This is a genomic window from Herbaspirillum sp. 1130 (assembly GCF_017833835.1).
In the GTDB taxonomy this organism is placed as follows: domain Bacteria; phylum Pseudomonadota; class Gammaproteobacteria; order Burkholderiales; family Burkholderiaceae_D; genus Herbaspirillum; species Herbaspirillum huttiense.
In genome coordinates, this window is record NZ_JAFICQ010000001.1 from 1,827,978 (window position 1) to 1,849,385 (window position 21,408).

Below are 21,408 nucleotides of genomic sequence, written 5' to 3' on the forward strand. Positions count from 1 at the left end.
CCGGCGGATAAGAAAATGTATAAAATTACGGAAATAACAAGGTAAGTGGGTAAGAACAATATGCTCTCGAAGAGGGGGATGATTGCAGGACTGGCACTTCTGCTGACTACAGGCGCTGGCAGCGCATCTGAGCTTTTGGAAATCTACGGGGACTCGACTCTTATGGGCGTAGATGGGGGTGCCTTAGCGCAGAACCCTTCGGATATACGACTCGTTGCATCGCCCGTCCAAGACTTTATTTCGATCCCTGGCTTCGTTATTCACAACTCATCGGTAAGCGGCGATTCAACGAAGACGAGCCTCAATGGGCATTACGCCAACTTGCGGTGGCCGGAGATGGCCCGAGCGTCGTGTGCGACGGTGATGCTCTTCAACTACGGAATTAACGACAGCCTCACCATTTCTGAAGATGACTACGTTGCCAACCTAAAGGCAGTTATCAAGCACGCGAGAGAAAACGGTCACGACGTCATTCTCCAGACGCCAAATCCTTCCAGGTTAGGGGGCGTTGCACACTACGCTGAGATAATGCGAAAGGTAGCGCGCGAGGAAGGCATTCCAGTGATCGATGTTCAGCAATATTTTTCCTCGATCATTCCTGCGTCACGAAGATCAGAATTTATCCCCGATGGCATCCACCCAAACCAACAGGGCTATGAACTTATCGGGAAGTACATGCAGGTTCGCCTCAAAGAAATTCTGCTAGATCGTCGAATCGCTGCCCAACTCCCTTTGAAGGCCGCACGAGAGGTCAAAGAAGGCGCACGCCCCTTCCTCAGAAAATAACATTTGAGTCGTATTCATTCTATTCCGGGGCCTTGTTCACCTAGTGACCAAGGCCCCAACTTCGAACACTATTCGGCGGCACCTCTCTTCTTTGATTCGAAGATCACCTGTTCGGCGCGGTGGTATTTGTCGACGCAGGCGTTGAGCTCCCGCACGATGTCATCGCCTTCGATGGCGAAATCGAGAAGAACGTCAGCAGCCGCTGGCAGAAGGTCGGCTCGCGCTTCTCGATCCCCAGCGCTGGCAGCTCGGGCAGCGGCGGCTGCACTAGCCGCGTCGACGGCGACTGACAGGCGCACAGCGCCAGTGCGCAGCTTACCGCGCAAAATATCCATTTGCTTCTTTGCATTGTCTTTCTCCTGTTGAGCGGCTGCCGTTATGGCGGCAACGGCCGCCTGGCCACTGCGTTCAGCCTCTCGGTATCGTTCGGTGGCGCTGGCCAGCGCAATGGCATGCTGTTCACTGACCTTCGCCGCCCTGCCCTCATCGATTTGCGCCTGGCGGTGCCCGCCCCATAGGTGGCCGCCAATCAGGCCCAGACAGAGGGCCAACAGCACAGCACCCAGGGCGGTCGCCACGGTCTGAAGCCGGTTCATGGGATCACCTCCAGCGCTCGCTCATAGATGGCCTTACGTTCGGCAAAGCCATTCGCGTCACCGATGACCGCCGTTTTCTTGCCTCGGTTGACCACGTCGCTGACGCCATCGATGTCGCCGACATCAGCCCACTTGTTCAGGCCATTAACCGTCCAGAACCAGCCGGCAGCACGACAGCCGTGGACCGGCTCGCACAATAGGCGCGGCTGTTCCACGCAATCCACGTGAAGCGCCATCATGGCGGCCAGATGGTTGAGGTAGCCTGTGATCTGAATCGGCCCATGGCCTTTCCAGAATCGGCCCGGCGTGGAGCCGTAAGCGGCTGCGATCCGGATCGCTTCCGGATTGGTGTTACCGAGATCGGCGCGATTATCATAGGCCGCACCGCTGGCCAGTTCCTCCATGAAGCGGAATTGCCCCGATTCATGGCCAATCTGCGAGAGGAAGGCCGCAATGCGCAGGCGCGTGTCGATCCCGAATTCCTGCATAGCTGCATTGAGGGGCTCCAAAAACAACGATGCCCGCGTGGAAGCGGGCATGATGCGTTGGAGCTGGGCAAGCGTGAGAATCATCTTGGTTCTCCTGTATCGGTTGCACGACGGTTGCGGTAGAGCCACCCTCCGGCCAGCAGACCCGCCACCCCGACGTTCGAGATCACCTCGGCGGGCTGTGGGCTGATGTAGCCATACAGAGGTCCGGTGATCACCCCGAATGCGCCTACGGCCGAGATGACGTACCACGCGCGCACCAGGTGATTGCTGCGATGGTTCATTCGGTTCAGCGCGAAGACGCAATGAAGGAAGAGCGCGAGGCTGGCGATGAAGTTGACGACCAGCAGGTAATTGGTAGCGAGCAGGATCTTGGTCATTTGGATGGCTCCTGGTTGATGTTGCCCCCTCCGAATTTCGTACGCATCCAGCCCAGCCCCAGCGGGATCACCGTTTGGGAGCTCGCCCCGATCAGAAAGCCGCTGCAGAGCCTGGTGGCCTCCGAGTACTTCCCGGACCAGGCGAACACGTCGGACTGGATAGCCCAGGCGTGCAGCATGGGGCCGACATAGCCTCCCATGAGCGCGCTGGCGATCAGGATCATCACCGCACGTGGGCGGGAGACCGGGGGCAGGCTGGAAAGCATGGCCAGACCACCGGCCAGCCCTGCCAGCAGCATCTCGTACTGCAGTCCCAGGAATGACCCTGTAATGGTGATGGTGCCGACGGCAAATGCCCCCGAGCCGGCACCGATCACTGCCCCTGTTGTTGGTTCTGGCATGTATGTCCCCGATGGATAAAAAAATAGCCGCCCTCTGGCGGCTGTGTGTTGTGTGCAGACGTCTGCACTACTCTGCGGCGGCGAGATCCTCCGGAGTGGCAACGGTGAAGTTTGCCGGCAGCGGAGAGCGGGTGAATGCCGTTCCGTCCCACTGTGTCACATAAAGAGGCGCATCGAAGTCGTCAGCCACCTCCACACCGACCCCGCCTGCAATCTCTTCCAGGAAACCAATCGCGATCAGGCGTTTGGTGGTTTCATCGTAAAAGGCCTTTTTCATTTAGACATCTCCATTCGATACGGTGAAACCGACTCCTTGCAGCAGGCTAGAAACTGCAGAGAGGTTGCCAGCACCACTGGTCAAGGTAAGGGCACAGACCAGCTGCTGCCCGACGTTCGGGAACACACACTCCTCGGTGTAGTAGGACGTGTCGAGTGCCTGAGCGCATCCCATGTCGATATCCTTGCCTGCGAACGCAGCCAAGAAACGCCACGACGCGGTCGCGGTCCCTCCTCCCGCCGAATTGGACGATAGATAGGACTTGATCCGCGTCACGCCCAGTTGCGCCCAAGCCGGCCAGGCAAGAGAGCAGTTGGCAACGACCTCGGTCCCACTGGTATTGCCAACCGTCAAAATCGACTGCCATGACGCCTCGAAATTGCGCGAACCCCGCATTGCGCAACGACGAATAGCCGTGCCAGTCCAATAGGCGCTGTGGCCAAATACCCAGCTCACGTAAGCACCGAACATATTGGGGCCTACAGTAGGAGCATTGGTACTCCACACTGCCGTCTCGTTGCCAGCGGCGTCGATCAGGAAGAACAGATTCAGCCACCCTGCTGCAAAAGCCCCGGCCTGGTCACGTCCACTAGCAACAGGACCGGCCACTGCGGCATCGGCCGAGATCGTCGCAGCGCTGCGCGAAATGACCGTGTCGCCAGTACCGGGATTACGGTAGATCCGCTGAGCACACGTGAAGTCATACTTGGTGGCTGGCACCGCCGCATTGCGGTCGCCTCGCAGGCCGCGCACTCCCGAGACTGCCGGAGCGCGACCGACAAGCTTTTTGATGGCCAGCAGCAGCTGATTAGAAACAATCTCGCTCGGGACGAGGCCTGCATCGATAATCACCGCCAGAAGTTCGTCTGTCGTCAGATTCCCCCAAGCAGCTGGGATCAACGATCCTTGCTGCCCTGTCTGCTCATCTTCATCCACGAACTTGCCATTGACCAGGCCAACGCCTGGCACACTCTTCGGAAAATCCATTCTCGTTCCTTTATTCGTATTCGAAGAGCACCACAGTGAACGGCGGTGCCCAGCGCTTGATCACGCACTCCACAGCCTCATTCGGGTTCGCACCGAAGCGCTCGCCCCAAACGGCAATGCCGAAGCGTCGTCCACCTGCATGCCGGCGACCCAACTTGATCGTCCAGATAAATTGCGCGGCCCAGGTTCCGAATCGGGCTTTGCCAAAGCGTGACCGACCGAACCGAGGTGCGCGCCACTCAATGGCAGTTGCATCGGGATAGCCCAGCTCCCGCGCCAGGCTAACGAAGTAAGCCAGGCTCTGCCCCCCTTGTGCCAAATGCCGGCGCAGGACGGCCGCCTTACGCTGGTCAAAGCTTGGATCGTCAGAAAGGCACTCATCGGGCAATCCCATGACCGCCTCCCAGTCGCTGACCAGCTCACGCATCGTGGGCGGGAACAGCTCTGCCAGAAGTGCATCTGCCCGCACATCGATGCGCGCGAACTCAGGCGCAAGGCCTTGCAGAACTTGATCTACTTCCCCGCCGTAGAACTCTCGATCCCACGCAGGGCCGGGCGGCAGCAGCTGTCGCATCTGTTCCAGGTAGTCCGCTTCGGTCATAGCCATTCGATGTCTCCGAAGGTCGCGATCTCATTACGCAGCACCGTGACGTTCGCCGCCGGCACCAGCATCTCGTGATCATCCTCGCCGGCGGCACCGCTGATGGCTTCATCCTGGTGACTGCGTAGCAATGTCACTCCCAACGACGCTTCCGCCAGGATCACAGCCTTCAACGCCGCCCTCACCGCGGCACGCACCGGCCCGGTATCCGGCGTTAGCCTGATCTGGTAGACGATGGGCTTGGGCGTGGGCGCGAGCACGTAGAGCTCACCGGTGGCATGCCGTTTCTTGTCGAGGTACGCGAACACGGCCGTACGGAAGGCTTCGTTAGGGAATGGATCATCATCCCCATCGCACATGATGAACACGGCCACCGTGCCAGGACCGAGCCAGTTACGTCGTGTCCAGGCCCTGGTCACGCCGGGATACTCCAGCGCCCAGGTCTCGTAGTCATCGGCAGAACCCCCTTGCGGGACGAGGCGATAGGTCCGCAGCACCGCTGCCCGCAACTGCTCCAACGTTTCCTGGTTGACCCCACCGGTCATGCCCGCCGAGGTGATCACAGCCTCATCACTCACGCCCAGCACTGGAGACACCGCCGTGAGCTTCGTCCCGCCATCGAGATTGCCGGCCGCTCCCGCGACCACAGCGCGGATCGGGACCGCCGTCACTCCGTTGATTACCGTATCTGCAGTCACGATGACCTGACTGCGATCCGGTGCCTGAAAAAGTGTCCCAGCGTCGACCGGCGCGCCCGTTTGTCCTTCGCACTCCATAGATCCAGTCGCGTAGGTCGCCGCGCGGTAGCCACGACCCAGCCGCCATTGGGCGTAGCGCAGCAGCATATCCTCGTCGCACTTATCCGGCAGACTCTGCGCGGCGATGTAGTCCTGGTGCTGGTAGAGGCCAGCCGCCACACCGCTATGCACGCGCGACAGCACTTCGGCATCGGTTCGGCGAAGTGCATCGGTCGAAGTAGCAGGGACCAGATCTGCCCTCACCCGCTTAATCAAGGCCACGAGGCCAGGAATGTTAAACGGCATTGATCACCCTCCAAAAATCATCGATCTCGATCTGCAATGGCTCATCACCAAGCAGATCAATCACTGCAGTCATCGTCACGCCGTCGGTACCGGTACGAGCAACCGTCACCGTGACCTGGCTGGCATGGCCATCAGAGACGAACCACGCCAGCGCCTCTTCACCGAATGCCACAGCATCACGAAGTGCGTCGTCCGTAATGGATCTGCGCTGCAGCAGCCAAACGCGCGAGCCGATCTTGTCATCGGCCACCGTGGGGTAGCTATCGGCCCACCAGCCAAGCGGATCTGCTCCATCGTTCGGATCGGATGGATCTGCACGACGCCAACTGAAAAGACTGATGACAGCGGCCCGCCACAGAACGGCGCGGCGGTCATCCTCAGAAAGCGTCAGGATCATCCGCCACCTCCCGCCTTCGGCGAGCTGGTAGGGGGGCCATCGTGTTCCTGGTGGAAGTGCTTACTCAGCGGAACGTTGTCCACGATCACCTCCGGCATCTTCATCGGTCCCGTCGATTCCGCTGTCCCCGAGGCGGCGAGTTTGAAGTCACCGGTGGCGATGCTGACGGCTTCCTCGGCGATCACCTCATAGCGCTTCGCCTTGACCCGATAGACATCGCACTCGACCTCGATAACGCGTCCCTGCTTCAGCACGATCCGTGCACCTTCGTTCGTATAGATGGCAACCTCGCCAGGCTTCAGGTCGGTCGGCCGGTAACGCTTGTCGCTCGGCATGATGACGGCCGCATGAGAGCGGTCGCCATCAAAGAACAGCGCCAAGCCGCCCGCGCCTGAAAGAGGAATGGAGGTGATGCCGTACTGCTCGAACAGCTCCACATCGTCCTTGCTCTCCCCGTCGAGGATGCTGACTTGCATGCGCTGGCGGCGCTGGCCAGGCTTGGTTAGCACCACCGTACATCTTGCGATTGGACTGTCGTTGCTCATGAATTCCTTTCCCAATCCGCAGGCAGCAGGTATTCGAAGCCATCTTTCGATTTCTTCAATTTCATGCGCTTGCGTTTGTCATTTGGTTCTGGCTCGAAGCCATCCGGAGGCGCGACCTTCAGTACCGCCGTCGTACCGGCAGAGCGGGACCGCTTGTAGCTGACTTCCGAAATCAGCATGTCGCGGTCAAAGCCGATAATCCGGTCGACCACGCGCACCACCATATTCGGTCGCCACAATGCGCCATTGGACTGATGCCAGCCCTGCACGGTGTAGGTCGCCTCGAGCGCACGACTGATCCGACTTTCACGCTCCCAGTCGGCCCGCCATTGAGCCAGTTCCTTGGTAATCTGTCCGGACTCCCGAATCACCAGCCGGCGATGCCGAGAGACTCGCGTATCCACAGACGAGGCTGCCACCTGTGCGCTGTTCTCTTCGTCATCGTCGTCATCGCTTCCGGACTGCTGCCCCTTGGCCACGTATTCGGAGAACACGTTGGAGAAGTCGAGATCTGACTCGCCGGTCAAAATGTTCTCGCCGCGAGCCAGTCGATCATGCGCGCGCCCAGCACTCCCAGGCCTGACCATCACCATGCGGCCGTGACCGTCATCCATTGCCAGAAGCCGGGACAGGGTCAGCAACCGGTCCAGAGATTCGAACACTGTCTCGCCAGGCTTCACCGTATGATCCTTGACCATCGTGCCGTCACCTGCCTCATTGATCACAGTGATGCCATAGGGCTTCACCAGTGCGCGGGCAATGTTCTCGATGGTTTGATTACGCCACTGGCCGGGCTTGTCATCCGGACAGCAGTCCACCAGATCCGCCGTGAACGAGCGGCCCTTGATTGAGAGGGAGAGCGATTTCGCGTCGTGTCGTACTGGTGTGCCAAAGACGTAGCCGGTCAGCACTAATTCGCCATCGATGCGCACCTCGCACCGGTCACCCTGACGAATACGCACGTCGCCGCCCTGGTTGCCAGGCCAATCCCACGTCACCGTCAGAGTAAAATCCCGCGCCAGGCGCAGCACGCCTGCCCCGATATCCACATCCATCCAGCCGGCGTAGTCCTGCCCGTTGACGGTCAACGTCACGATTCCACGATCCGCCATCACGACCTCGCCACTTGCAAGTCGACCGCCGGCACGAAGCCGGCATGCCGAATACGGTTCCGGGAAACGATCTCGGTGCCACGCGATGCGTCTCCGTAAAGGCGGTAGGCCAGCACCAGCGCCGGCAACGTTGCGGCGGGCGTCTCGGTCCGCAGCCTGACGCCGGCACGCGCTACCGCCGAGAGGTGAGCATTCACGGCCTGCCGCGCAGCATCGAGCGTGTCATAGTGGCTCAAGGGTGAATACAGGGCGTACTGGAAGACTGCTTCGGCCAAGTCATCCCTGGCGGCCGCGATGTCATCAGCGACCGGGACCTCGGCTGGCGTCGTCACGGTGGCCGCCTGCATATCCAAGCTGGGCGTCGCGCTTGCCGCGACTAGCGGTGCCGGGATCGGAACAGCCGCGGCATCGAGCATGCCGTTATAGGTCGCCGCGTCTTGCATCAACCCCACCAGGGCGCTCTGTACACCCTGCGCATCCTGGCCACCGGAGACAGGGGCCTGGGCGAGCGCGGTGATTGCCGCTCCACTGCTCGACACCGAGCTACTGGAACTGCCGAAACTGCTAAACGGCCGTTCCAGATCCGCCAGCGCAGAGAAGACCGTCGCTCCAAAGGAAGACGGAGCGTTCATCAGCGAATCGACCATCGCGCTAGTGGACGAGAACAGGGAGGACAACGGCTTGATATAGTTATTGACCGCACCGTAGACGGCCGCCACGTTCGCCTGGATGGCCACCACCTTCACCTTGGCCATGTTCACCGCTGCCATCGCGTCAGAGAACCGGCTGAGTGCGGAATCCTTGACCGACTTTGCAGACGTCTGCACCTGCTGCGCGGTGTTGGCCGTCGCGATGGGGAAGCCGAGTTCGCCCGCTTCCACAAAGACCAGCTCGAAGCGCACCACGCCGCCCTCGTCCCAACTATGGCTAGCCGTACAGTCGCTAGTGGCCGTCACCTTCATTCGCCCGTACCAAGGGTGGATGAGCTCCCCCTCGCCTGGCTTGTCCAGTGCGGCCAGCAGGGCGTCGCGCTCGTCCAGACAAGCTGGGCCGATCACGAAGGCAACAAAGCGGATGGTCCGCGTCTTGCGCCCCATATCCTCCACGCGGGGCTTGTCCTTGCCTGGATACTCGAACACCACCACATCCCGGCCGACCGGCGAGGTCTCCGTATTGACACGGAATGGGACGCCTCGGAAGGAGGCCGGCTTGAGCCGTTTTTTCCAATCACTCATCAGTTCCGTCCCAATGTTCTATAGCCGACCTTCGGCGTGATGTTCAGCCCTGGCTGGTTGGACTGGTTGCTATCAACGCGCATGCCCGCTGGCGCATCTTCGAACCGCACCACCATCTCACCTCTCATGTTCGCGGTCGCGCCAGCACGCCCTGCACCAGCAATGAGCTGCTGCCGCCAGCCTGCTGGACCGCCGCCTGCGAGCGGAGGCGCATCGCCGGAGCCGGCCCCATTGCCCGCCGCCGTCACTCTCGGGAAAACACCAGGCGCACCAGAGGAAGCCATACCACCAGGGCCCCCAGCCACGACCGGCACCTTGCGGCTGAACACGAAATTGAAGCCGTCGATCAACGGCTGCACATAGGGGCGGATGCGATCCCACATGTTCCGGAACCAATCAACGATGGGCTCCCAGTTCTTGATGATCATGCCCAGCGGCGTGAAGCCGAACACCGTCTTGATGAATTCCCATCCTGCAGCGAAGCCCGACTTGACGACATCCCACATCTGGCTGAAGAACGGCCCCACCGACCGCCAATTCGCGATCAGGAAGCCGGCCGCCAATGCGATGAGACGCACGGCGATGCCGATAGGCGTCAGGTTCGAGACGGCCAGGAACAGCTTCGTCGCCATCGTTGCACCCAGCACCGCGATACGCAGACCGACGAAACCAACAGCGGCACCCACCAGCCCTTTGATCAGCCAGGGATTAGCTGCCGCCATCGAGGCGATCCCATCTGTGATCGGGCCGGCAACCGCCAACAAGCTATTGAGCGGTGGCAGCATCACATTGCCGACGTTGATGCCGAGCGCAATCACCCGATTGGTGAACAGCTGGATGTTGTTCGCCGTGGTCGCTGCCCGCGCCGCATACTCCTGATTCATGGAGTTGGCGAACTTGGTGGCATCCGTGACCTTGTCCAGGTTCTCCTTTAGCTTGTCCAAGTTGGTCAGCATCGGCGCAATCGCCTCAATCGACTCCCGGCCGAAAAGCTGCTGCAGCACCGATGCCTGCTTCGGCTTGTCGACTTTGCTCACCGCCGTCAGCACCCGCAGCATCGTGCCCTGGGCGTCCTTCTGCATATCGACGGCCAGTTTCTTAGCATCGAGCCGCAACGCCTTGAAGGTCTGTTGCTGTTGCTTCGTGGCCGAAGCCCCGGCCGTCAAGGTCAGGAAGAAGTTCTTCATGCCGGTGGCCGCCACATCCTCCTGGATGCCGACACCCGCCAGCGTGGCACCCATGGCCGCGATCTGGCCCGAGGCCAAGCCCGCCACCTCGGCCAGTGGGCCGATGCGCGTCACGATGGCCGAGATCTGCTTGGCCTTCGCCGGCCCGGTGTTGCCGAGATAGTTGATCTTGTCGGACAGCGCGACCACCTCATCCTGCGTCATCCGGAACGAGGTACGCCACTTCGCCATCATCTCGCCGGCCTCGGTGGCGGTCTGGTCAAAGGCCACGCCCATCTTGACCGCATCCTCGGCGAAGCGAGGCAATTCACTGCGAGCAAAACCAGCCTGGCCACCAGCTGCGACGATGGCTGCGATGTCCTTCGCGGCCATCGGCAGCCGCCGCGACATCTGCAGCACCTCCTGGTTCATCTGTTTGAACTGGGCCGGCGTATCGAAGTTGACCACCTTCTTGACGTCAGCCATCGCCGATTCAAAGTCGATAGCCGACTTCGTTGCCGCGATCATGGTGGCGGCGAAGGCCCCACCCTGCACCAGCTCGCCCAGCGAGATCTTCTCGCCCAGGCTGCTCGATGTCAGCTGCTTCCGAAATGATGCGACGTTCTTCCGAATGCCGGCCAGCGTCGGAGAGAGCTTGTCGACGCCTGTGATCAGCGCCTTCAACTGAAATTTATCTGCCATCCCTATCTCTCATTTGCTCAATACGCCAGGCCTGAGACCGATGCTCCATCAACTGGGATATCGTTCGCTCCAACTCGATCTCAGGATCGACCTGCCAGAACCATGCGCACTCGTAAGCGATATCGATCAGCTCGCTTGCGTTTCGGAAGTCCCACCCAAGAAAAAACCTGCGACCGCCCAGTACAGGGAATTGAGCTCCCGCGCCGACAGCTCGTCCAGAACTTCCTGCTCTTTGCCCGAGCAATGCAGCAGGTACTTGCCGGCCGCGTCGGTATTGATGGTCATGGAACCATCCGGGGAGACCCAGTACGGCAAGGCCTTGACCTCCCGCGTGAACTTGCCGGTCGGCTCCTTGAGATCGAACGGGAGTTGCACCTCTTCCTCGTTCTCCTGGCCCATAAAGAAACCCGCGACTTCCCAGTACAACTGGTTGCGATCCACTGCCGCCAGCTGGTCGACCGAGGATTGCGGAATAGCCGCGCAGGCCACCAACAGCCGGGAGGCCGCCTCGGTATTGATCGCCATGGCGTTGTCGCCGGCCATCCAGTACGGCAAGGCGCGAGCTGCACGGATCTGCTGCCCGGTCGGCGACTTCAGGGTAATTTCAGTGAGCTGCTGGCCATGGGCCATGATGGGCTTGGAGAGCTTCATTGCCAGGTCCCCTTGATGCCGTGGAATTCGAGGCCGGCCTTTGCATCGTCGCCGGACGTGGTCGGATCGCCCACCAGATAAGCGCCTGTCAGCACGTAGGTTTTCCCGTTCTTGAATTCGCATGTCACGGTCATGTTCGTGCCCTCGGCCAGCTTGGCGCGCGGGAAGTTCGGCGTATCGACTGCATCGCATTTGATGTACGGCGTGCGCTCCTTTTCCGAGAAGTAGCCCGGCACCACCGTCTCGCGCGTGGTATCCGTGAGCGGGGCCTCGCAGCCACCGCTGACCACGAGCTGGTCACCGTCGACCTTGATGTAGCAATCGCCTGCTGTTTTTTGTCCCATAGGATTCTCCAAATGACGCGGCCCGGACTAGCCGGGCCGATAAGGGTTGATCAAGGATGCTTACGCCGTTTCCGCGTACTGCAGGCGGAATTGGTTGAGCAGCGCGAAGATACGCAGCTGGTTCACGTAGTCGGGCGGGAACAGCACATTGAGGCGGTTCGGATTGTTTGCATCGCGCTCCACGATCAGATACTTCGCAAACAGTGCCGAGTTCTCCACCAGGCCGGCCGTCTCCATGAGCTGATACTCACCGATCAGCTCATTGCGAATCACCGAGGGCGTCACGATGGCGTCACCCGGCCCGTACTTGGTACCGTCATTGGCCAGCTTGTGGCGACCGTATTTGCTGGTGATGATCGACTGCAGGCGGCGCATGACGGTCCCACTGATATGCATCGTTTCCGAGTCGTAATACGAATCGTCGGGCTGACCGTAGCTGTTGCGCTGGTAAGTCGTGCGCGCACGCTCGATCTGGACTGCGGAGCCTGCATACTTTTGCGTCGCGATACCGTTCTTCAGCAGGGCGCTGCGCTCCAGGTAGACGAAGCGCTCACCGGACGGCGCTGGCGTGGAGCCGACCAGTTCACCGGTTTGCGTGGGGCGCGCCGGATCTGCCGAGATGAACGCTGCCTGACGAGCCGTGTAGGCGGCCACGTCCTCCCAGATCAAATCGGGCTTGGTCGGCTCGAAGCCCTCGATGGTCATGTGCGCATCGTTGCGATCCTTCCCGAACGCCGACAGCTGGCCCATCGTCCCACGGCGACCGGTGTAGACATGGCCCCACAACTGCTGGGCGAAGGACCAGCGGCCCGAGCTGTCATTCATCCACTCCTTGAAGTCATCCAGACTGGCCGAGTCCGAATAGGGATGGCAGATGAATTCGAAGGGCTCATCGCCGACCAGCGCCAGGAGAGACACCAGATCCGGCGAACCGGCACCACCCGTCAGATTCGTCAAGGTAATTGTGACGCCGGCCGGCGTCTTCTCGTTGGCCGAGGTGCCCTTGAAGTTCATGGCCAGGCGAATATCGTTGCCGGTATCGCCCTTCCAGCGGCAGGTCAACGTGACCTCCCCTGCAGCCGCAACCGCTTTGACTGGCAGACTGGCCGCATTGATGGCAGCGGCAATGGCCGCAGCGCTCTCTGCAGCGGTCTGACCGATGACCACCGTCGCACGCACGCGGGTCGCGCCCACGTACAGATTCAGCACGCCGCCCTCAGTCGCAACACCGGCAAAGGTAACCTTGCCGGCCGCCGCCGTCCCGGTGTCCACTTTCACCGGCAACACCCAGACCTCGCCAGCCGGATCAGACTTGCGCCAAGCGGTGTACATGGTGGCGAGCATCGAGCCGGCACCGCCCAAGGCCACGGCATCACTGACGCGTGCCATGGGCTGCAGCTGGTTGACCAGCAGCACCTGATCATCGTTGACCTGGGCAATCAGGAGGCGACGCAGCGTCGAGGTCGCGCTGTTGGCCAAGCTGTTGTCCATCTCACCGTAGAACAGCGGCACGTTGGCATCAGCCGGCGTATTGTTGAACGGGACCGTCATTTCGACTCTCCTTCATCCGTTGCGGACTTGGCTGCCGACTTGCCGGCAGGCTTTGCAGTACCGGCGGCGTCATCACTCTTCGCGATGACAACGTCGCCGGAATTCACGGCGCGCACCCAGTAGGCGGTACGCGGTACGCTCCGGCCCTCGGCCGGAAGATCTTCGTTGCGTTCGGGGTCATGGACAACACGGCCCTCGCCCGGCTTGACGAAAATGGAGCGGTCATTACTCACTTGTAAACTCCTGGTTGATGGTGATTTCAATACGCCCATCCGGGCCGGGGTACTTCAGGTTTTTGTCCGCCATCGGGTCGATAGCGTCCAATTCAAACTTGATGCCTTCGAGCCTGGGGAGCTCATCGCGTACCACATCCCCCCAGTTCTCGGCCGGCCCCGCCGCATCTCCCCGTCCGAGCTGGAACTCGGTGAGATAGGAGAAGCGATAGACGATGCGCGACCGGTTCTGCAGGATCAACTGACCTCCGACGAACTCGATGGGATCAAAGTCCGGCATGGGCTTCCAACCGACCAGCGCCAGCGACAACAGGCTGCGCACCATATGCACGTCGTCAATGCGCTCCAGGTCCTGACCATTCGGCGCGTCCAGCACCACGACCACATCAAACTGATCGGTGACGTCTTGAGCGACCAGGCTCTGGTACTTGTTGCGCTCGGCATCTGAATCGCCGACGATCACATAGGCACAGGGCGTGGCCAGCTTGGCGCTATCCTCCAGCGCCTCCCAGTCGATACCGCCAAAGATGCGGCGCGCAAAAAAGGGCACGCGGTCGCGCAGCTGCGCGACAACGGGACTCAGCTTCATGGGATGTCCTTACTTGATAACGAGGGCTTTTTCGAAGGCTGACTGCAGCATGCGGCGCACCTCTTCACTTCGATCCCCCAGCGCGTCAACCATGTAGTTCCCGCGCGGCTCGACGCGATTGCTGCCGCTGCCCTTCCCTCCTGCCTTCCGCTTACCGCCAGGCTTGCGCTTGACGCCGTAGTGCAGGAATGCCGGATAGAACTGCTTCATGTCCGAGGTCAACTGCGGTGCCACCCTGACCAGGAAGCCAGACCGCGATACCTTGAGCTTGATCGAGCGCTGCAGCCGACCCGTACGGCGGCCGGGATAGGCACCAGGCTGGGAGCGCATCGACTTGCCGACCAGCTTGCGCGCGGCCTGCTGGACCGCACGGCCCGACTGCCGCATGGCACGGCGGATCTGTTTCTTGTCGAAGTCGATCTTCTTGTCGAAGCCTTCAAAGCCTTCGAGGTGAAGATAGAAGCCTTGATCCTTTGCCATCTCAGAGCTCCTCGACTTCCAGCAGGGTGAAGCGCGGTGCGCCGTTCATCGCCATGGACCGGCGCACCCGGTACACCTGGTCGCCATGCACGATTTCATGGTCCGTGGTGATGCCCAAGATCCGCCGCAGGAAGATGCGATGAGTCACCTTCTCCTCGATCTGCACGCTCCCCGCATAAGTGGCAGCACCCACCGGTTCGATCTTGGCCCAGCGGCGGCGCTGGCCCCCAAACTCATGCGAGAGTTCGGCATCGGCCAGCGGCAGATCCTGTCGGTGACGGATCTCGATCCGGCGATTCAATTCGCCGGCCATCGGTTCATCGAGCGCCATTACACCCCCATGCACTTACGATACGGTTGCAGCAGGGACAGTGATCCGCGCGGCAACTCGAAGATGTCTCGCACTGCCACCACGTCCGAGCGATGTTCATAGAGGTGACCGAGGATCAGCAGGATCGCCGCCTGGATGGCAGGATTGACCACCATGGGAGCTGCGCCTGCCGTATCAGCGGCGACGGCTACCGCCATCGCCGCTTCCGACTCGAACACCTGCCGATTGAGAAACTCCACGGCGGTCGCTTCAGCCGCCCCCAGGTAGATAGCGATGCCGGCATCTTCATCGACCTCGTCTACCTTCAAGTGCATCTTGGCGACATCAAGAGAGACGAGGGACATGGATCAATCCTCCGCGCCACCACCATTGCCGGCATCGGACTCAGCGCCAGCAGACGGAACTTGGTCGCCCTTCGTACCGTCAGCGCCCTGTGCAGACGTCTGCACAACTTCGCCCTGCTGCCCACCTTCACCGACTTGCGCCCCGTCGGCCAGATTGCCGGCACTCGCGCCTGCTGGCGGCGCGTTCAGCTTCGTCTCACCCACAGGCGCGGGAGGCTGAGAGCCAGCTGCCGAAGGCGTTTCCTTCTTGGCGCGACCGGTACGGGCGGGCGCGGTGCCACCTTTAGCGGGTGCAGCCGGTACAACGGGCTCGCTGGCCACGCGCTTCACCAGCGATGCACGCTCCAGCTCGGCCGCCACGGCTTCGGGAATCGTGGCCTCCTGACCCTTGCGCAGATCGAGGCGGCCATGCATGAGCGACTGAAGCGCAATAACTTTCACATCCATTGAATTCTCCTAAGCCGGCACCTGACGGCACCGGCCTTACGTTGAGAGATAGACCAGCGGCGATCAGGCAGCCGGCGTCAGGTCACCCTTGACGAAGGCTTCCGGACGATAGTCCGCCAGCGCCAGGCGCTCTTCGGCCAGGATCGTGACCAGGTTCTTCACGAAGTCGTCTTCGTTCTGCGTCGCGATGGTGACGCTGGCCTGCTCGCGATCGAAGATTTGCGCGCCCATCTTGAACGCACCGACCAGGAACTCGTCGAGGGTCATGGACTTGGTCGTGACCACCGGGCGGCCCCACAGACCCGGCTGCGCCGTGGACTGCGGATTGGTGAAGATGTAGGCACCGGTGGAGTCCTTCTGCAGCTCGATGGCGGTCCAGTCGGCCGGGTTCAGCACGATGCCAGTGGACGGATATTCCGCCAGCTCTGCCTGCAGCAGCGCCAGGCGCAGCACATCGATGCGCGTGGGGTTGTTGATCACGATGGGCGCGGAGTACTGGCTGGCCTGGGTATAGATACCATTCAGGTTGTTGCCGATGCCGGAGCCCTTCAGCAGCTGGGCTTCTTCGATCAGCGCCAGGCCGTAACGCAGGCGCGTATCGATGATCGATTGCAGGGCCGGGAAGTCGTTCATGATTTCCGACGAGGCCTTGATGAAGTGGGCGATCTTGGCCACCACCGATTGCGCCTCGGTCATCGTGATGCTCGACTCGGGCTTCTTCGTCCCCTCGGCGACCATCCCCGCATTGTTCACGAAGCCGGTTTCCTTGATGTACTGCACCAGGTTCGAGGAGGTCCGGCCCGGCGACAACAGGTCGCGCACGGTCAGGCGCTGTTGCGGCAGAGTCACGATGCCGGGCAGGCGATCCGGTGCCACGGCAGCGCCGGCACTGTTGGCGGCGCTGGTGACAGCCTTCACCTGGACGGTGATGCTCTTCTTGAAGTTGCCTTCCTTGACGTATTCCTTCAGTTCATCGGACTCGACCACCTGGCCGCCGATGGATTTCAACTCGACCGATGCAGGGCCAGTGGCGTGCTTATCGAGCTTCTGTTCCGTTTCCTGCAGGCGAGCCTGCAGCTCACCTTGCTTGACCAGCAGTTCATCGACCTTTTTCTTGGTGTCTTGCGACAGCTCGCCGGCCTTCTCGGCTTCCTTCAGCGCCTTCTCGCCGACTTCCTTCACCTGGTCGCCGATGCGCTTGAGTTCCTTCATGATCGGTTCGGGGTCACCCTCGAACAGGATGCCACCGGTGCGCACCATGTAGATGAACAGATAGGCGTGCAGGAACTCGCCGGTGTAGGTGATTGCTGCGGCCATCTTCTTGGAGATAGCCGCGTAGAGTGCGCGAACTTGATTCATAGTTTTCCTCATGGATTGAAATTGAAGGCTTGCAGCGAAGCCAGGATGCCGCCGTCGGTGCCACCGGACTCACTCCGGTCAAGCAGGGTCTTCAGGCCGCGACTGGCGACAATCGTGGCCTGACTCTTCGAGAACCCTGCCTCACGCAAGATGCCCTCGAATTCGGGGAGGCTCGGCAGCTTCCCGCCATGCAGGCGGGACTTCACGCTGTCGATCAGCGCCTCGGTATTCATGGGGAAGGTCACCGCGCTCACCTCCAGGAGATCGAGCTCCTTCAGCGAGCGGGTCCGCTCTTTCTCGTTCCAGCTGTCGTCCAGGACGTAGTAGCCGATGGACAGCCCTTTGACGATCCGGCGCTTCATCAGGGAATGCGCCTGCGCGGCCAGGGGGATATCGTCCTTCAGCAGGAAGCCCTTCACGCGCAGACCGCGCTCATCCTCCTCCAGCTCGTCATAGCCGCCGATGGGCTGCGTCTCATCGTGCTGCCACAGCAACGGCAACGGGTCGCCAGAGGCTTTCAGCCTCGCGAGGCTCTTGGTGAACGCACCCGGCATCACGATGTCGCGGCCGAGATCCACATTGCCGAAGATCGAGGCATAGCCACTGAAAGTGCCATCGTCCCTCACTTCGTCCGCAATGAAGGGAACGCGCTTGCGCGCCATAGTCTTGAAGCTCATGGTTCTGTCACCTTGTCTCGTGAAAGCCAGGCGTTCAGTGCCTGGCGAACCTGGGTAGCGCCATCGGCACCCAGGCCCAGTTGGTCGATAGGAAGGAGATTCGATTGCACGGTCAGTGCATCGGCCTGGCCACCATGGACCGGCAAGTTCTCCAGTCGCCGGCACTCGTCGCGGGTCATGATCCCGTTCTGCACCATCTGACTGTAGAAGGCAGCTCGCGCTTTGCTATCACCGCGCAGCAGACCTTCCAACGAGATCTCTGCGTAGTAGCGGCGCTTCTCCTCCGGCCGGAGCAGATCCTTCCGGATGGCCTGCTCCAGCTTGACCGCCCACGGCCGCATGGCGAGCGTCACCAGCCAGGTCATCTTCTCTTCCAGGCCGGTGCCCCAGTTGCTGTCCTTCCCACCGTGGCCGACCAGCGAAGGGTCCACCCGGTACCAGCGGCAGATCTCCTCAATGTTGAATTTGCGGGTCGACAGCAACTCGGCGTCTTGCGGGTTCATCTTCAATTGCTGGAACCCGGCCCCCTTCTCCATCACCATGACGCTGCCGGTCTTCTGCACCTTGTCCACGTGCTGACGGATGTCCTCCCGCTGCTCTGGCTTCAGCACCGAGTCCATCATCACCAGTCCGGGCGACTTGAGCCCATTGGTGAAGGTCTCGGCGCTTGCCTTGTCGGCGGCCAGAGCGGCACCGAACACGTTGGCACCAAAGGCAATCGGCGACAGGCCGTCGATACCGTTCAACGTAAAGGCCGGCACCTCCCACTGATTGGCGGGGGCGATGACGCGAGACGTTCCGAGAATCGGATCGTTGTAGTGCCACTCGTAGACGCCGGGCGCAATGCGCCGCCGAGAGATGCACTCCGGGACCAGTGGGATCAGCGAGGTGATCGTGCGCCCTGCCATCCGCTTCTCGACCCTGGCATACCCGTGCAGCAGCATGCTGGCCATGAAGACCTGCCAGAACGTCGAGGCGGTCATATCTGCATTCGGCTGGGTATGGATCAGGTAATACAGCTGATGATCACTGGCCGCGATGGGCGTACCGTTCTTGTCCTTCTCATACAAGCCGAAGGGCAACGTCGAGATCACCTCGGATAGCAGGCGAACGCATGCCATTGCCGTGCTCAGTTGCAACGTGGAATTCACCGTCACGCGCTGGCCTGAGAAGTTGTTGCCCAGCCAGCCGCGCCAGAAGTCGCCATCCGTCAGCTGGATCTCTCGACCAAGCCAGCCAGAGACCGCGCCGGCCACCGCCGACTTCATGCGGCGGGGCCATGTTTGCTTATCTGTTTTCATGCAATGATCGGATTCTTCAAAAAGTCGTCCAGGTCGCCGGAGTCCTCGGGTTCTCCGAGCGTCCCGCCAACCGCCATGACCGCCGCGACCATGCCATCGACACGTCCCGTCGCCCTCTCCTTCGCGATCTTTCGATTGCCCGCTGGATCGGTCAGCAGAACCGCGTTCGCTGCGCACCAAGTCATCACGGGATTGCCGTCATGGCGCAGGCGCTGATCGAGCAACATCCGTTCGAACTCATCGATGGCCGGTGCCATGTCCTTGAAGCCCTGTCCAAACGGTAGAAGGGGTGGCAATGCCACCCCTTCTCGGTTGATCAGATGCTGGAAGTCTTCCAAGCGCCAGCGATCACAATGGATCGCCCGTAAATCGAATGATGCTGTCAATGCAGCGGCCCGATTAAGCACCGCGAGACGGTCCACCGCCCGGCCAGGCAGCGCTTCCAAGTAACCGGCATCGCGCCACACCAGATAAGGAACCCGATCCTTCTCCGCTTTGACGTGCAGCCCATCACCCGGCAACCAAAAATACGGAATGATCCGAGTAACCGGATCTTCCGGCGTGGGGTCCAGCGCCAGCACCAGTGCGGTCAAGTCCTGCGTGCTGGACAAGTCGAGACCGGCCACGCCGGCCCGGCCGTAGTACGCTTCCAGCGGCTGCTTCTCTTCCTCCTGGCAGGCGAACCACACATCTGCCGAGATCCACGGGCTATCAGCCTCGGTCCACTGGCAGAAATTGAGGCGGCGGACAATGGCCTCTTTCGAGGGCATGCCGCGAGCATCGGTCACCTGCTCACGCAGGTATTTCAAGCCAGGAATGCCGACCGACAGACTCGGATTCGCCTTCTCCCAGCAGCTCTCATCCTGGAACGGATCGTCGCCAGGATCGAGCGAGCAAATGAAGGCGAAGAGACTGTCATTCTCTTCCGTGCCAGCAACGACCTTGCAGCCGTACTCGTGATAGCTCCAGCAGACCGACCGCTTGTCGGTACCGGAATTGGTGATCATGAAGATCAGCGCCTGCTTCCGGCTCTTCGTACCGGCCCGCATCATCTCGATCACCAGCGGCGACTTGTGCTCATGCACCTCATCGATCAGGGCCATGTGTGGCCGTGGGCCGGACTGTCCATCGTCCGCACTGATGGTGCGGAAGAAACTGGACGTGGCGTGGTACGCCAGGTTGAACTCCTTGCCTTTGCTCCCCGAAGTCACCAGCCGCGCCGCCAACTGGGGCGACTGTTCATACATCGCAATTGCGTCCCGGAACAGGATCTGCGCTTGTTCTTTCTTGGTCGCCGCCGCGTAAACCTCGGCGCGCTGCTCCCGGTCGGCAGTCAGCCCGAAGAGACCGACGCCCGCCGCGAGCGGTGACTTGCCGCTGCCCTTGGCCGTCTCGATATATGCCACACGGAATCGGCGCAGACCATCTGGGCCCATCCAGCCGAACAAGCTGGCGACCACGAAGCACTGCCAACCGATCAGCAGGAACGGGCTTCCCTCAAAGACGCCGCCATTCAGGCAGAGCACTTCCTCGAAGAAGGCGATGGCGTGATTGGCCGCTTCCAGATCCCAGCGTAGGCCGCGCTTCTTCCCTTCCTTCAGATCGCGCAAGTGCCTCTTGCAGGCATTGCGCACGTCCGGGCCCGCCACCAGCGTGCCTTTAACAACAGCACGCGCGTAGGCGGTCGCTCGATCAGTCGCTGAAGAACTTGTTCGCGGTTTCCTTGGGCTCATTGGGGAAGAGCTCCCCTTGAGGAGCGTTGACGTTCAGGCGCATGCGCGCCGATGGGTTCAGGCCGAACGATGCGCCGGCGGTCCGCATCCGATCCTCGGCGCGGTTCGATATCTGCATCCAGACGGACATTTGCTTGTAACCACTGGGCGTCATCTCGGAAAAACCTTGCTCGCCCAGCTCGGTGATCTTCTCGCGGGCGCGCTTCCAGTCGCCCCAGGCCTGGCAGTACACCGCCAGTTCGGCCCGGTCGACGCGGGACAGCAGCCCCATCACGAGCAGGTCTGCGACGATGCGATTCCATTCTTCGCGCGCATCCTCCGAGAGGAACGCGGGACACTCGGGTGGCGCAGCCGGTGCGACGACCGGCCGGCCCGCGCCAGCCAGTTCAGCCGCGCTTTTTTTACTGCGATTGCCGCCAATCAGATGCAATGCTGCTGGGATCGGCTTGCGGCCAGAGTTGGAATTGCCAGCCATGCTGACCTCCTATGTCGAGATACCCCCCTCCCATATTTCCCGCTCTGAAAAAAAACGGGAGGCGAGCGGTGTGGGAGAGGCGCGGCCGGAACTTTCGACCCGCCCCTGGCCCATTTTGTTGTAAAAATGCAACTTTTATTGAAAAAATGCAACGTTTTGTGCACCAGCCCGCAACCC

General features: G+C 61.1%; 28 protein-coding genes. 1 reads left to right on the forward strand and 27 read right to left on the reverse strand.

Going from position 1 to position 21,408, the window contains the following annotated elements; translation table 11 throughout:
• Window positions 1-45 precede the first annotated feature (45 nt).
• Window positions 46-786: an SGNH/GDSL hydrolase family protein gene (locus JOD78_RS08230; RefSeq protein WP_209567080.1), complete on the forward strand. Its 741-nt coding sequence runs from the start codon at window positions 46-48 to the stop codon at window positions 784-786.
• 68 nt (window positions 787-854) lie between these two features.
• On the opposite strand, the gene JOD78_RS08235 is transcribed toward JOD78_RS08230, so the two are convergent.
• The 27 genes from JOD78_RS08235 to JOD78_RS08365 all read right to left on the reverse strand — a co-directional run bounded on the left by JOD78_RS08235 (window position 855) and on the right by JOD78_RS08365 (window position 21,231).
• Entirely contained in the window at window positions 855-1,382 is a 528-nt protein-coding gene (locus tag JOD78_RS08235) for a lysis system i-spanin subunit Rz (protein ID WP_209567082.1), read from the reverse strand.
• Window positions 1,379-1,954, reverse strand: coding sequence for a glycoside hydrolase family 19 protein (locus tag JOD78_RS08240; protein WP_209567084.1), 576 nt, complete (start codon window positions 1,952-1,954; stop codon window positions 1,379-1,381). Before JOD78_RS08240 ends, JOD78_RS08235 begins: the two co-directional genes overlap by 4 nt.
• Window positions 1,951-2,250 (reverse strand): hypothetical protein, encoded by a 300-nt coding sequence (locus JOD78_RS08245; protein ID WP_209567087.1) that lies wholly within the window; start codon window positions 2,248-2,250, stop codon window positions 1,951-1,953. The genes JOD78_RS08240 and JOD78_RS08245 overlap by 4 nt, the downstream gene beginning before the upstream one ends.
• On the reverse strand, window positions 2,247-2,651 hold the full coding sequence (locus JOD78_RS08250; protein WP_209567089.1) for a restriction endonuclease: 405 nt from the start codon (window positions 2,649-2,651) through the stop codon (window positions 2,247-2,249). Before JOD78_RS08250 ends, JOD78_RS08245 begins: the two co-directional genes overlap by 4 nt.
• A gap of 67 nt (window positions 2,652-2,718) precedes the next feature.
• On the reverse strand, window positions 2,719-2,928 hold the full coding sequence (locus JOD78_RS08255; protein ID WP_209567092.1) for a hypothetical protein: 210 nt from the start codon (window positions 2,926-2,928) through the stop codon (window positions 2,719-2,721).
• On the reverse strand, window positions 2,929-3,915 hold the full coding sequence (locus JOD78_RS08260; RefSeq protein ID WP_209567094.1) for a hypothetical protein: 987 nt from the start codon (window positions 3,913-3,915) through the stop codon (window positions 2,929-2,931).
• A gap of 10 nt (window positions 3,916-3,925) precedes the next feature.
• Window positions 3,926-4,522: a putative phage tail protein gene (locus JOD78_RS08265; RefSeq protein ID WP_209567095.1), complete on the reverse strand. Its 597-nt coding sequence runs from the start codon at window positions 4,520-4,522 to the stop codon at window positions 3,926-3,928.
• Window positions 4,513-5,559 (reverse strand): baseplate J/gp47 family protein, encoded by a 1,047-nt coding sequence (locus JOD78_RS08270; protein WP_209567098.1) that lies wholly within the window; start codon window positions 5,557-5,559, stop codon window positions 4,513-4,515. Before JOD78_RS08270 ends, JOD78_RS08265 begins: the two co-directional genes overlap by 10 nt.
• Window positions 5,549-5,956 carry a phage GP46 family protein gene (locus tag JOD78_RS08275; RefSeq protein WP_209567099.1) on the reverse strand — a complete coding sequence of 136 codons (408 nt, stop codon included), beginning with the start codon at window positions 5,954-5,956 and terminating at the stop codon, window positions 5,549-5,551. Before JOD78_RS08275 ends, JOD78_RS08270 begins: the two co-directional genes overlap by 11 nt.
• The gene (locus tag JOD78_RS08280; RefSeq protein WP_209567101.1) at window positions 5,953-6,501 is read right to left on the reverse strand and encodes a phage baseplate assembly protein V; all 549 of its coding nucleotides are present in this window, start codon (window positions 6,499-6,501) and stop codon (window positions 5,953-5,955) included. Before JOD78_RS08280 ends, JOD78_RS08275 begins: the two co-directional genes overlap by 4 nt.
• The gene (locus JOD78_RS08285; RefSeq protein ID WP_348534255.1) at window positions 6,498-7,595 is read right to left on the reverse strand and encodes a phage baseplate assembly protein; all 1,098 of its coding nucleotides are present in this window, start codon (window positions 7,593-7,595) and stop codon (window positions 6,498-6,500) included. The genes JOD78_RS08280 and JOD78_RS08285 overlap by 4 nt, the downstream gene beginning before the upstream one ends.
• A 17-nt stretch (window positions 7,596-7,612) precedes the next feature.
• Entirely contained in the window at window positions 7,613-8,848 is a 1,236-nt protein-coding gene (locus JOD78_RS08290; RefSeq protein ID WP_209567104.1) for a DNA circularization N-terminal domain-containing protein, read from the reverse strand.
• Window positions 8,848-10,716 carry a phage tail tape measure protein gene (locus JOD78_RS08295; protein WP_209567106.1) on the reverse strand — a complete coding sequence of 623 codons (1,869 nt, stop codon included), beginning with the start codon at window positions 10,714-10,716 and terminating at the stop codon, window positions 8,848-8,850. The genes JOD78_RS08290 and JOD78_RS08295 overlap by 1 nt, the downstream gene beginning before the upstream one ends.
• A 126-nt stretch (window positions 10,717-10,842) precedes the next feature.
• Window positions 10,843-11,367, reverse strand: coding sequence for a phage tail assembly protein (locus JOD78_RS08300; protein ID WP_209567108.1), 525 nt, complete (start codon window positions 11,365-11,367; stop codon window positions 10,843-10,845).
• Window positions 11,364-11,711 (reverse strand): phage tail tube protein, encoded by a 348-nt coding sequence (locus JOD78_RS08305; RefSeq protein ID WP_034332186.1) that lies wholly within the window; start codon window positions 11,709-11,711, stop codon window positions 11,364-11,366. The genes JOD78_RS08300 and JOD78_RS08305 overlap by 4 nt, the downstream gene beginning before the upstream one ends.
• A gap of 60 nt (window positions 11,712-11,771) precedes the next feature.
• Window positions 11,772-13,262 carry a phage tail sheath subtilisin-like domain-containing protein gene (locus JOD78_RS08310; RefSeq protein ID WP_209567110.1) on the reverse strand — a complete coding sequence of 497 codons (1,491 nt, stop codon included), beginning with the start codon at window positions 13,260-13,262 and terminating at the stop codon, window positions 11,772-11,774.
• The gene (locus JOD78_RS08315) at window positions 13,259-13,495 is read right to left on the reverse strand and encodes a DUF2635 domain-containing protein (protein ID WP_348534256.1); all 237 of its coding nucleotides are present in this window, start codon (window positions 13,493-13,495) and stop codon (window positions 13,259-13,261) included. The genes JOD78_RS08310 and JOD78_RS08315 overlap by 4 nt, the downstream gene beginning before the upstream one ends.
• The gene (locus JOD78_RS08320; protein ID WP_121044931.1) at window positions 13,488-14,084 is read right to left on the reverse strand and encodes a hypothetical protein; all 597 of its coding nucleotides are present in this window, start codon (window positions 14,082-14,084) and stop codon (window positions 13,488-13,490) included. The genes JOD78_RS08315 and JOD78_RS08320 overlap by 8 nt, the downstream gene beginning before the upstream one ends.
• A 9-nt stretch (window positions 14,085-14,093) precedes the next feature.
• The gene (locus JOD78_RS08325) at window positions 14,094-14,564 is read right to left on the reverse strand and encodes a hypothetical protein (RefSeq protein WP_209567112.1); all 471 of its coding nucleotides are present in this window, start codon (window positions 14,562-14,564) and stop codon (window positions 14,094-14,096) included.
• A 1-nt stretch (window position 14,565) separates the two neighbouring features.
• Window positions 14,566-14,895 carry a head-tail adaptor protein gene (locus JOD78_RS08330; protein WP_034335969.1) on the reverse strand — a complete coding sequence of 110 codons (330 nt, stop codon included), beginning with the start codon at window positions 14,893-14,895 and terminating at the stop codon, window positions 14,566-14,568.
• Window positions 14,895-15,239 (reverse strand): head-tail connector protein, encoded by a 345-nt coding sequence (locus tag JOD78_RS08335; protein ID WP_209567114.1) that lies wholly within the window; start codon window positions 15,237-15,239, stop codon window positions 14,895-14,897. Before JOD78_RS08335 ends, JOD78_RS08330 begins: the two co-directional genes overlap by 1 nt.
• Before the next feature lie 3 nt (window positions 15,240-15,242).
• Window positions 15,243-15,686 (reverse strand): hypothetical protein, encoded by a 444-nt coding sequence (locus JOD78_RS08340; protein ID WP_209567115.1) that lies wholly within the window; start codon window positions 15,684-15,686, stop codon window positions 15,243-15,245.
• A gap of 63 nt (window positions 15,687-15,749) precedes the next feature.
• Window positions 15,750-17,045 (reverse strand): phage major capsid protein, encoded by a 1,296-nt coding sequence (locus JOD78_RS08345; protein ID WP_209567117.1) that lies wholly within the window; start codon window positions 17,043-17,045, stop codon window positions 15,750-15,752.
• A gap of 8 nt (window positions 17,046-17,053) precedes the next feature.
• A complete protein-coding gene (locus JOD78_RS08350; protein WP_209567119.1) occupies window positions 17,054-17,722 on the reverse strand; it encodes an HK97 family phage prohead protease in 669 nt (222 codons plus the stop codon).
• The gene (locus tag JOD78_RS08355; protein ID WP_209567121.1) at window positions 17,719-19,023 is read right to left on the reverse strand and encodes a phage portal protein; all 1,305 of its coding nucleotides are present in this window, start codon (window positions 19,021-19,023) and stop codon (window positions 17,719-17,721) included. The genes JOD78_RS08350 and JOD78_RS08355 overlap by 4 nt, the downstream gene beginning before the upstream one ends.
• Complete coding sequence (locus tag JOD78_RS08360; protein ID WP_348534257.1) at window positions 19,020-20,633, reverse strand: terminase TerL endonuclease subunit; 1,614 nt, start codon at window positions 20,631-20,633, stop codon at window positions 19,020-19,022. Before JOD78_RS08360 ends, JOD78_RS08355 begins: the two co-directional genes overlap by 4 nt.
• Before the next feature lie 82 nt (window positions 20,634-20,715).
• Complete coding sequence (locus JOD78_RS08365; protein ID WP_209567125.1) at window positions 20,716-21,231, reverse strand: phage terminase small subunit P27 family; 516 nt, start codon at window positions 21,229-21,231, stop codon at window positions 20,716-20,718.
• Window positions 21,232-21,408 lie beyond the last annotated feature (177 nt).

Coding starts and splice junctions, on each gene's coding strand:
- JOD78_RS08235 (WP_209567082.1), bottom strand. CDS start 1,382: ATGAACCGGCTTCAGACCGTGGCGACCGCCCTGGGTGCTGTGCTGTTG.
- JOD78_RS08240 (WP_209567084.1), bottom strand. CDS start 1,954: ATGATTCTCACGCTTGCCCAGCTCCAACGCATCATGCCCGCTTCCACG.
- JOD78_RS08245 (WP_209567087.1), bottom strand. CDS start 2,250: ATGACCAAGATCCTGCTCGCTACCAATTACCTGCTGGTCGTCAACTTC.
- JOD78_RS08250 (WP_209567089.1), bottom strand. CDS start 2,651: ATGCCAGAACCAACAACAGGGGCAGTGATCGGTGCCGGCTCGGGGGCA.
- JOD78_RS08255 (WP_209567092.1), bottom strand. CDS start 2,928: ATGAAAAAGGCCTTTTACGATGAAACCACCAAACGCCTGATCGCGATT.
- JOD78_RS08260 (WP_209567094.1), bottom strand. CDS start 3,915: ATGGATTTTCCGAAGAGTGTGCCAGGCGTTGGCCTGGTCAATGGCAAG.
- JOD78_RS08265 (WP_209567095.1), bottom strand. CDS start 4,522: ATGGCTATGACCGAAGCGGACTACCTGGAACAGATGCGACAGCTGCTG.
- JOD78_RS08270 (WP_209567098.1), bottom strand. CDS start 5,559: ATGCCGTTTAACATTCCTGGCCTCGTGGCCTTGATTAAGCGGGTGAGG.
- JOD78_RS08275 (WP_209567099.1), bottom strand. CDS start 5,956: ATGATCCTGACGCTTTCTGAGGATGACCGCCGCGCCGTTCTGTGGCGG.
- JOD78_RS08280 (WP_209567101.1), bottom strand. CDS start 6,501: ATGAGCAACGACAGTCCAATCGCAAGATGTACGGTGGTGCTAACCAAG.
- JOD78_RS08290 (WP_209567104.1), bottom strand. CDS start 8,848: ATGAGTGATTGGAAAAAACGGCTCAAGCCGGCCTCCTTCCGAGGCGTC.
- JOD78_RS08295 (WP_209567106.1), bottom strand. CDS start 10,716: ATGGCAGATAAATTTCAGTTGAAGGCGCTGATCACAGGCGTCGACAAG.
- JOD78_RS08300 (WP_209567108.1), bottom strand. CDS start 11,367: ATGAAGCTCTCCAAGCCCATCATGGCCCATGGCCAGCAGCTCACTGAA.
- JOD78_RS08305 (WP_034332186.1), bottom strand. CDS start 11,711: ATGGGACAAAAAACAGCAGGCGATTGCTACATCAAGGTCGACGGTGAC.
- JOD78_RS08310 (WP_209567110.1), bottom strand. CDS start 13,262: ATGACGGTCCCGTTCAACAATACGCCGGCTGATGCCAACGTGCCGCTG.
- JOD78_RS08320 (WP_121044931.1), bottom strand. CDS start 14,084: ATGAAGCTGAGTCCCGTTGTCGCGCAGCTGCGCGACCGCGTGCCCTTT.
- JOD78_RS08325 (WP_209567112.1), bottom strand. CDS start 14,564: ATGGCAAAGGATCAAGGCTTCTATCTTCACCTCGAAGGCTTTGAAGGC.
- JOD78_RS08330 (WP_034335969.1), bottom strand. CDS start 14,895: ATGGCGCTCGATGAACCGATGGCCGGCGAATTGAATCGCCGGATCGAG.
- JOD78_RS08335 (WP_209567114.1), bottom strand. CDS start 15,239: ATGTCCCTCGTCTCTCTTGATGTCGCCAAGATGCACTTGAAGGTAGAC.
- JOD78_RS08340 (WP_209567115.1), bottom strand. CDS start 15,686: ATGGATGTGAAAGTTATTGCGCTTCAGTCGCTCATGCATGGCCGCCTC.
- JOD78_RS08345 (WP_209567117.1), bottom strand. CDS start 17,045: ATGAATCAAGTTCGCGCACTCTACGCGGCTATCTCCAAGAAGATGGCC.
- JOD78_RS08350 (WP_209567119.1), bottom strand. CDS start 17,722: ATGAGCTTCAAGACTATGGCGCGCAAGCGCGTTCCCTTCATTGCGGAC.
- JOD78_RS08355 (WP_209567121.1), bottom strand. CDS start 19,023: ATGAAAACAGATAAGCAAACATGGCCCCGCCGCATGAAGTCGGCGGTG.
- JOD78_RS08365 (WP_209567125.1), bottom strand. CDS start 21,231: ATGGCTGGCAATTCCAACTCTGGCCGCAAGCCGATCCCAGCAGCATTG.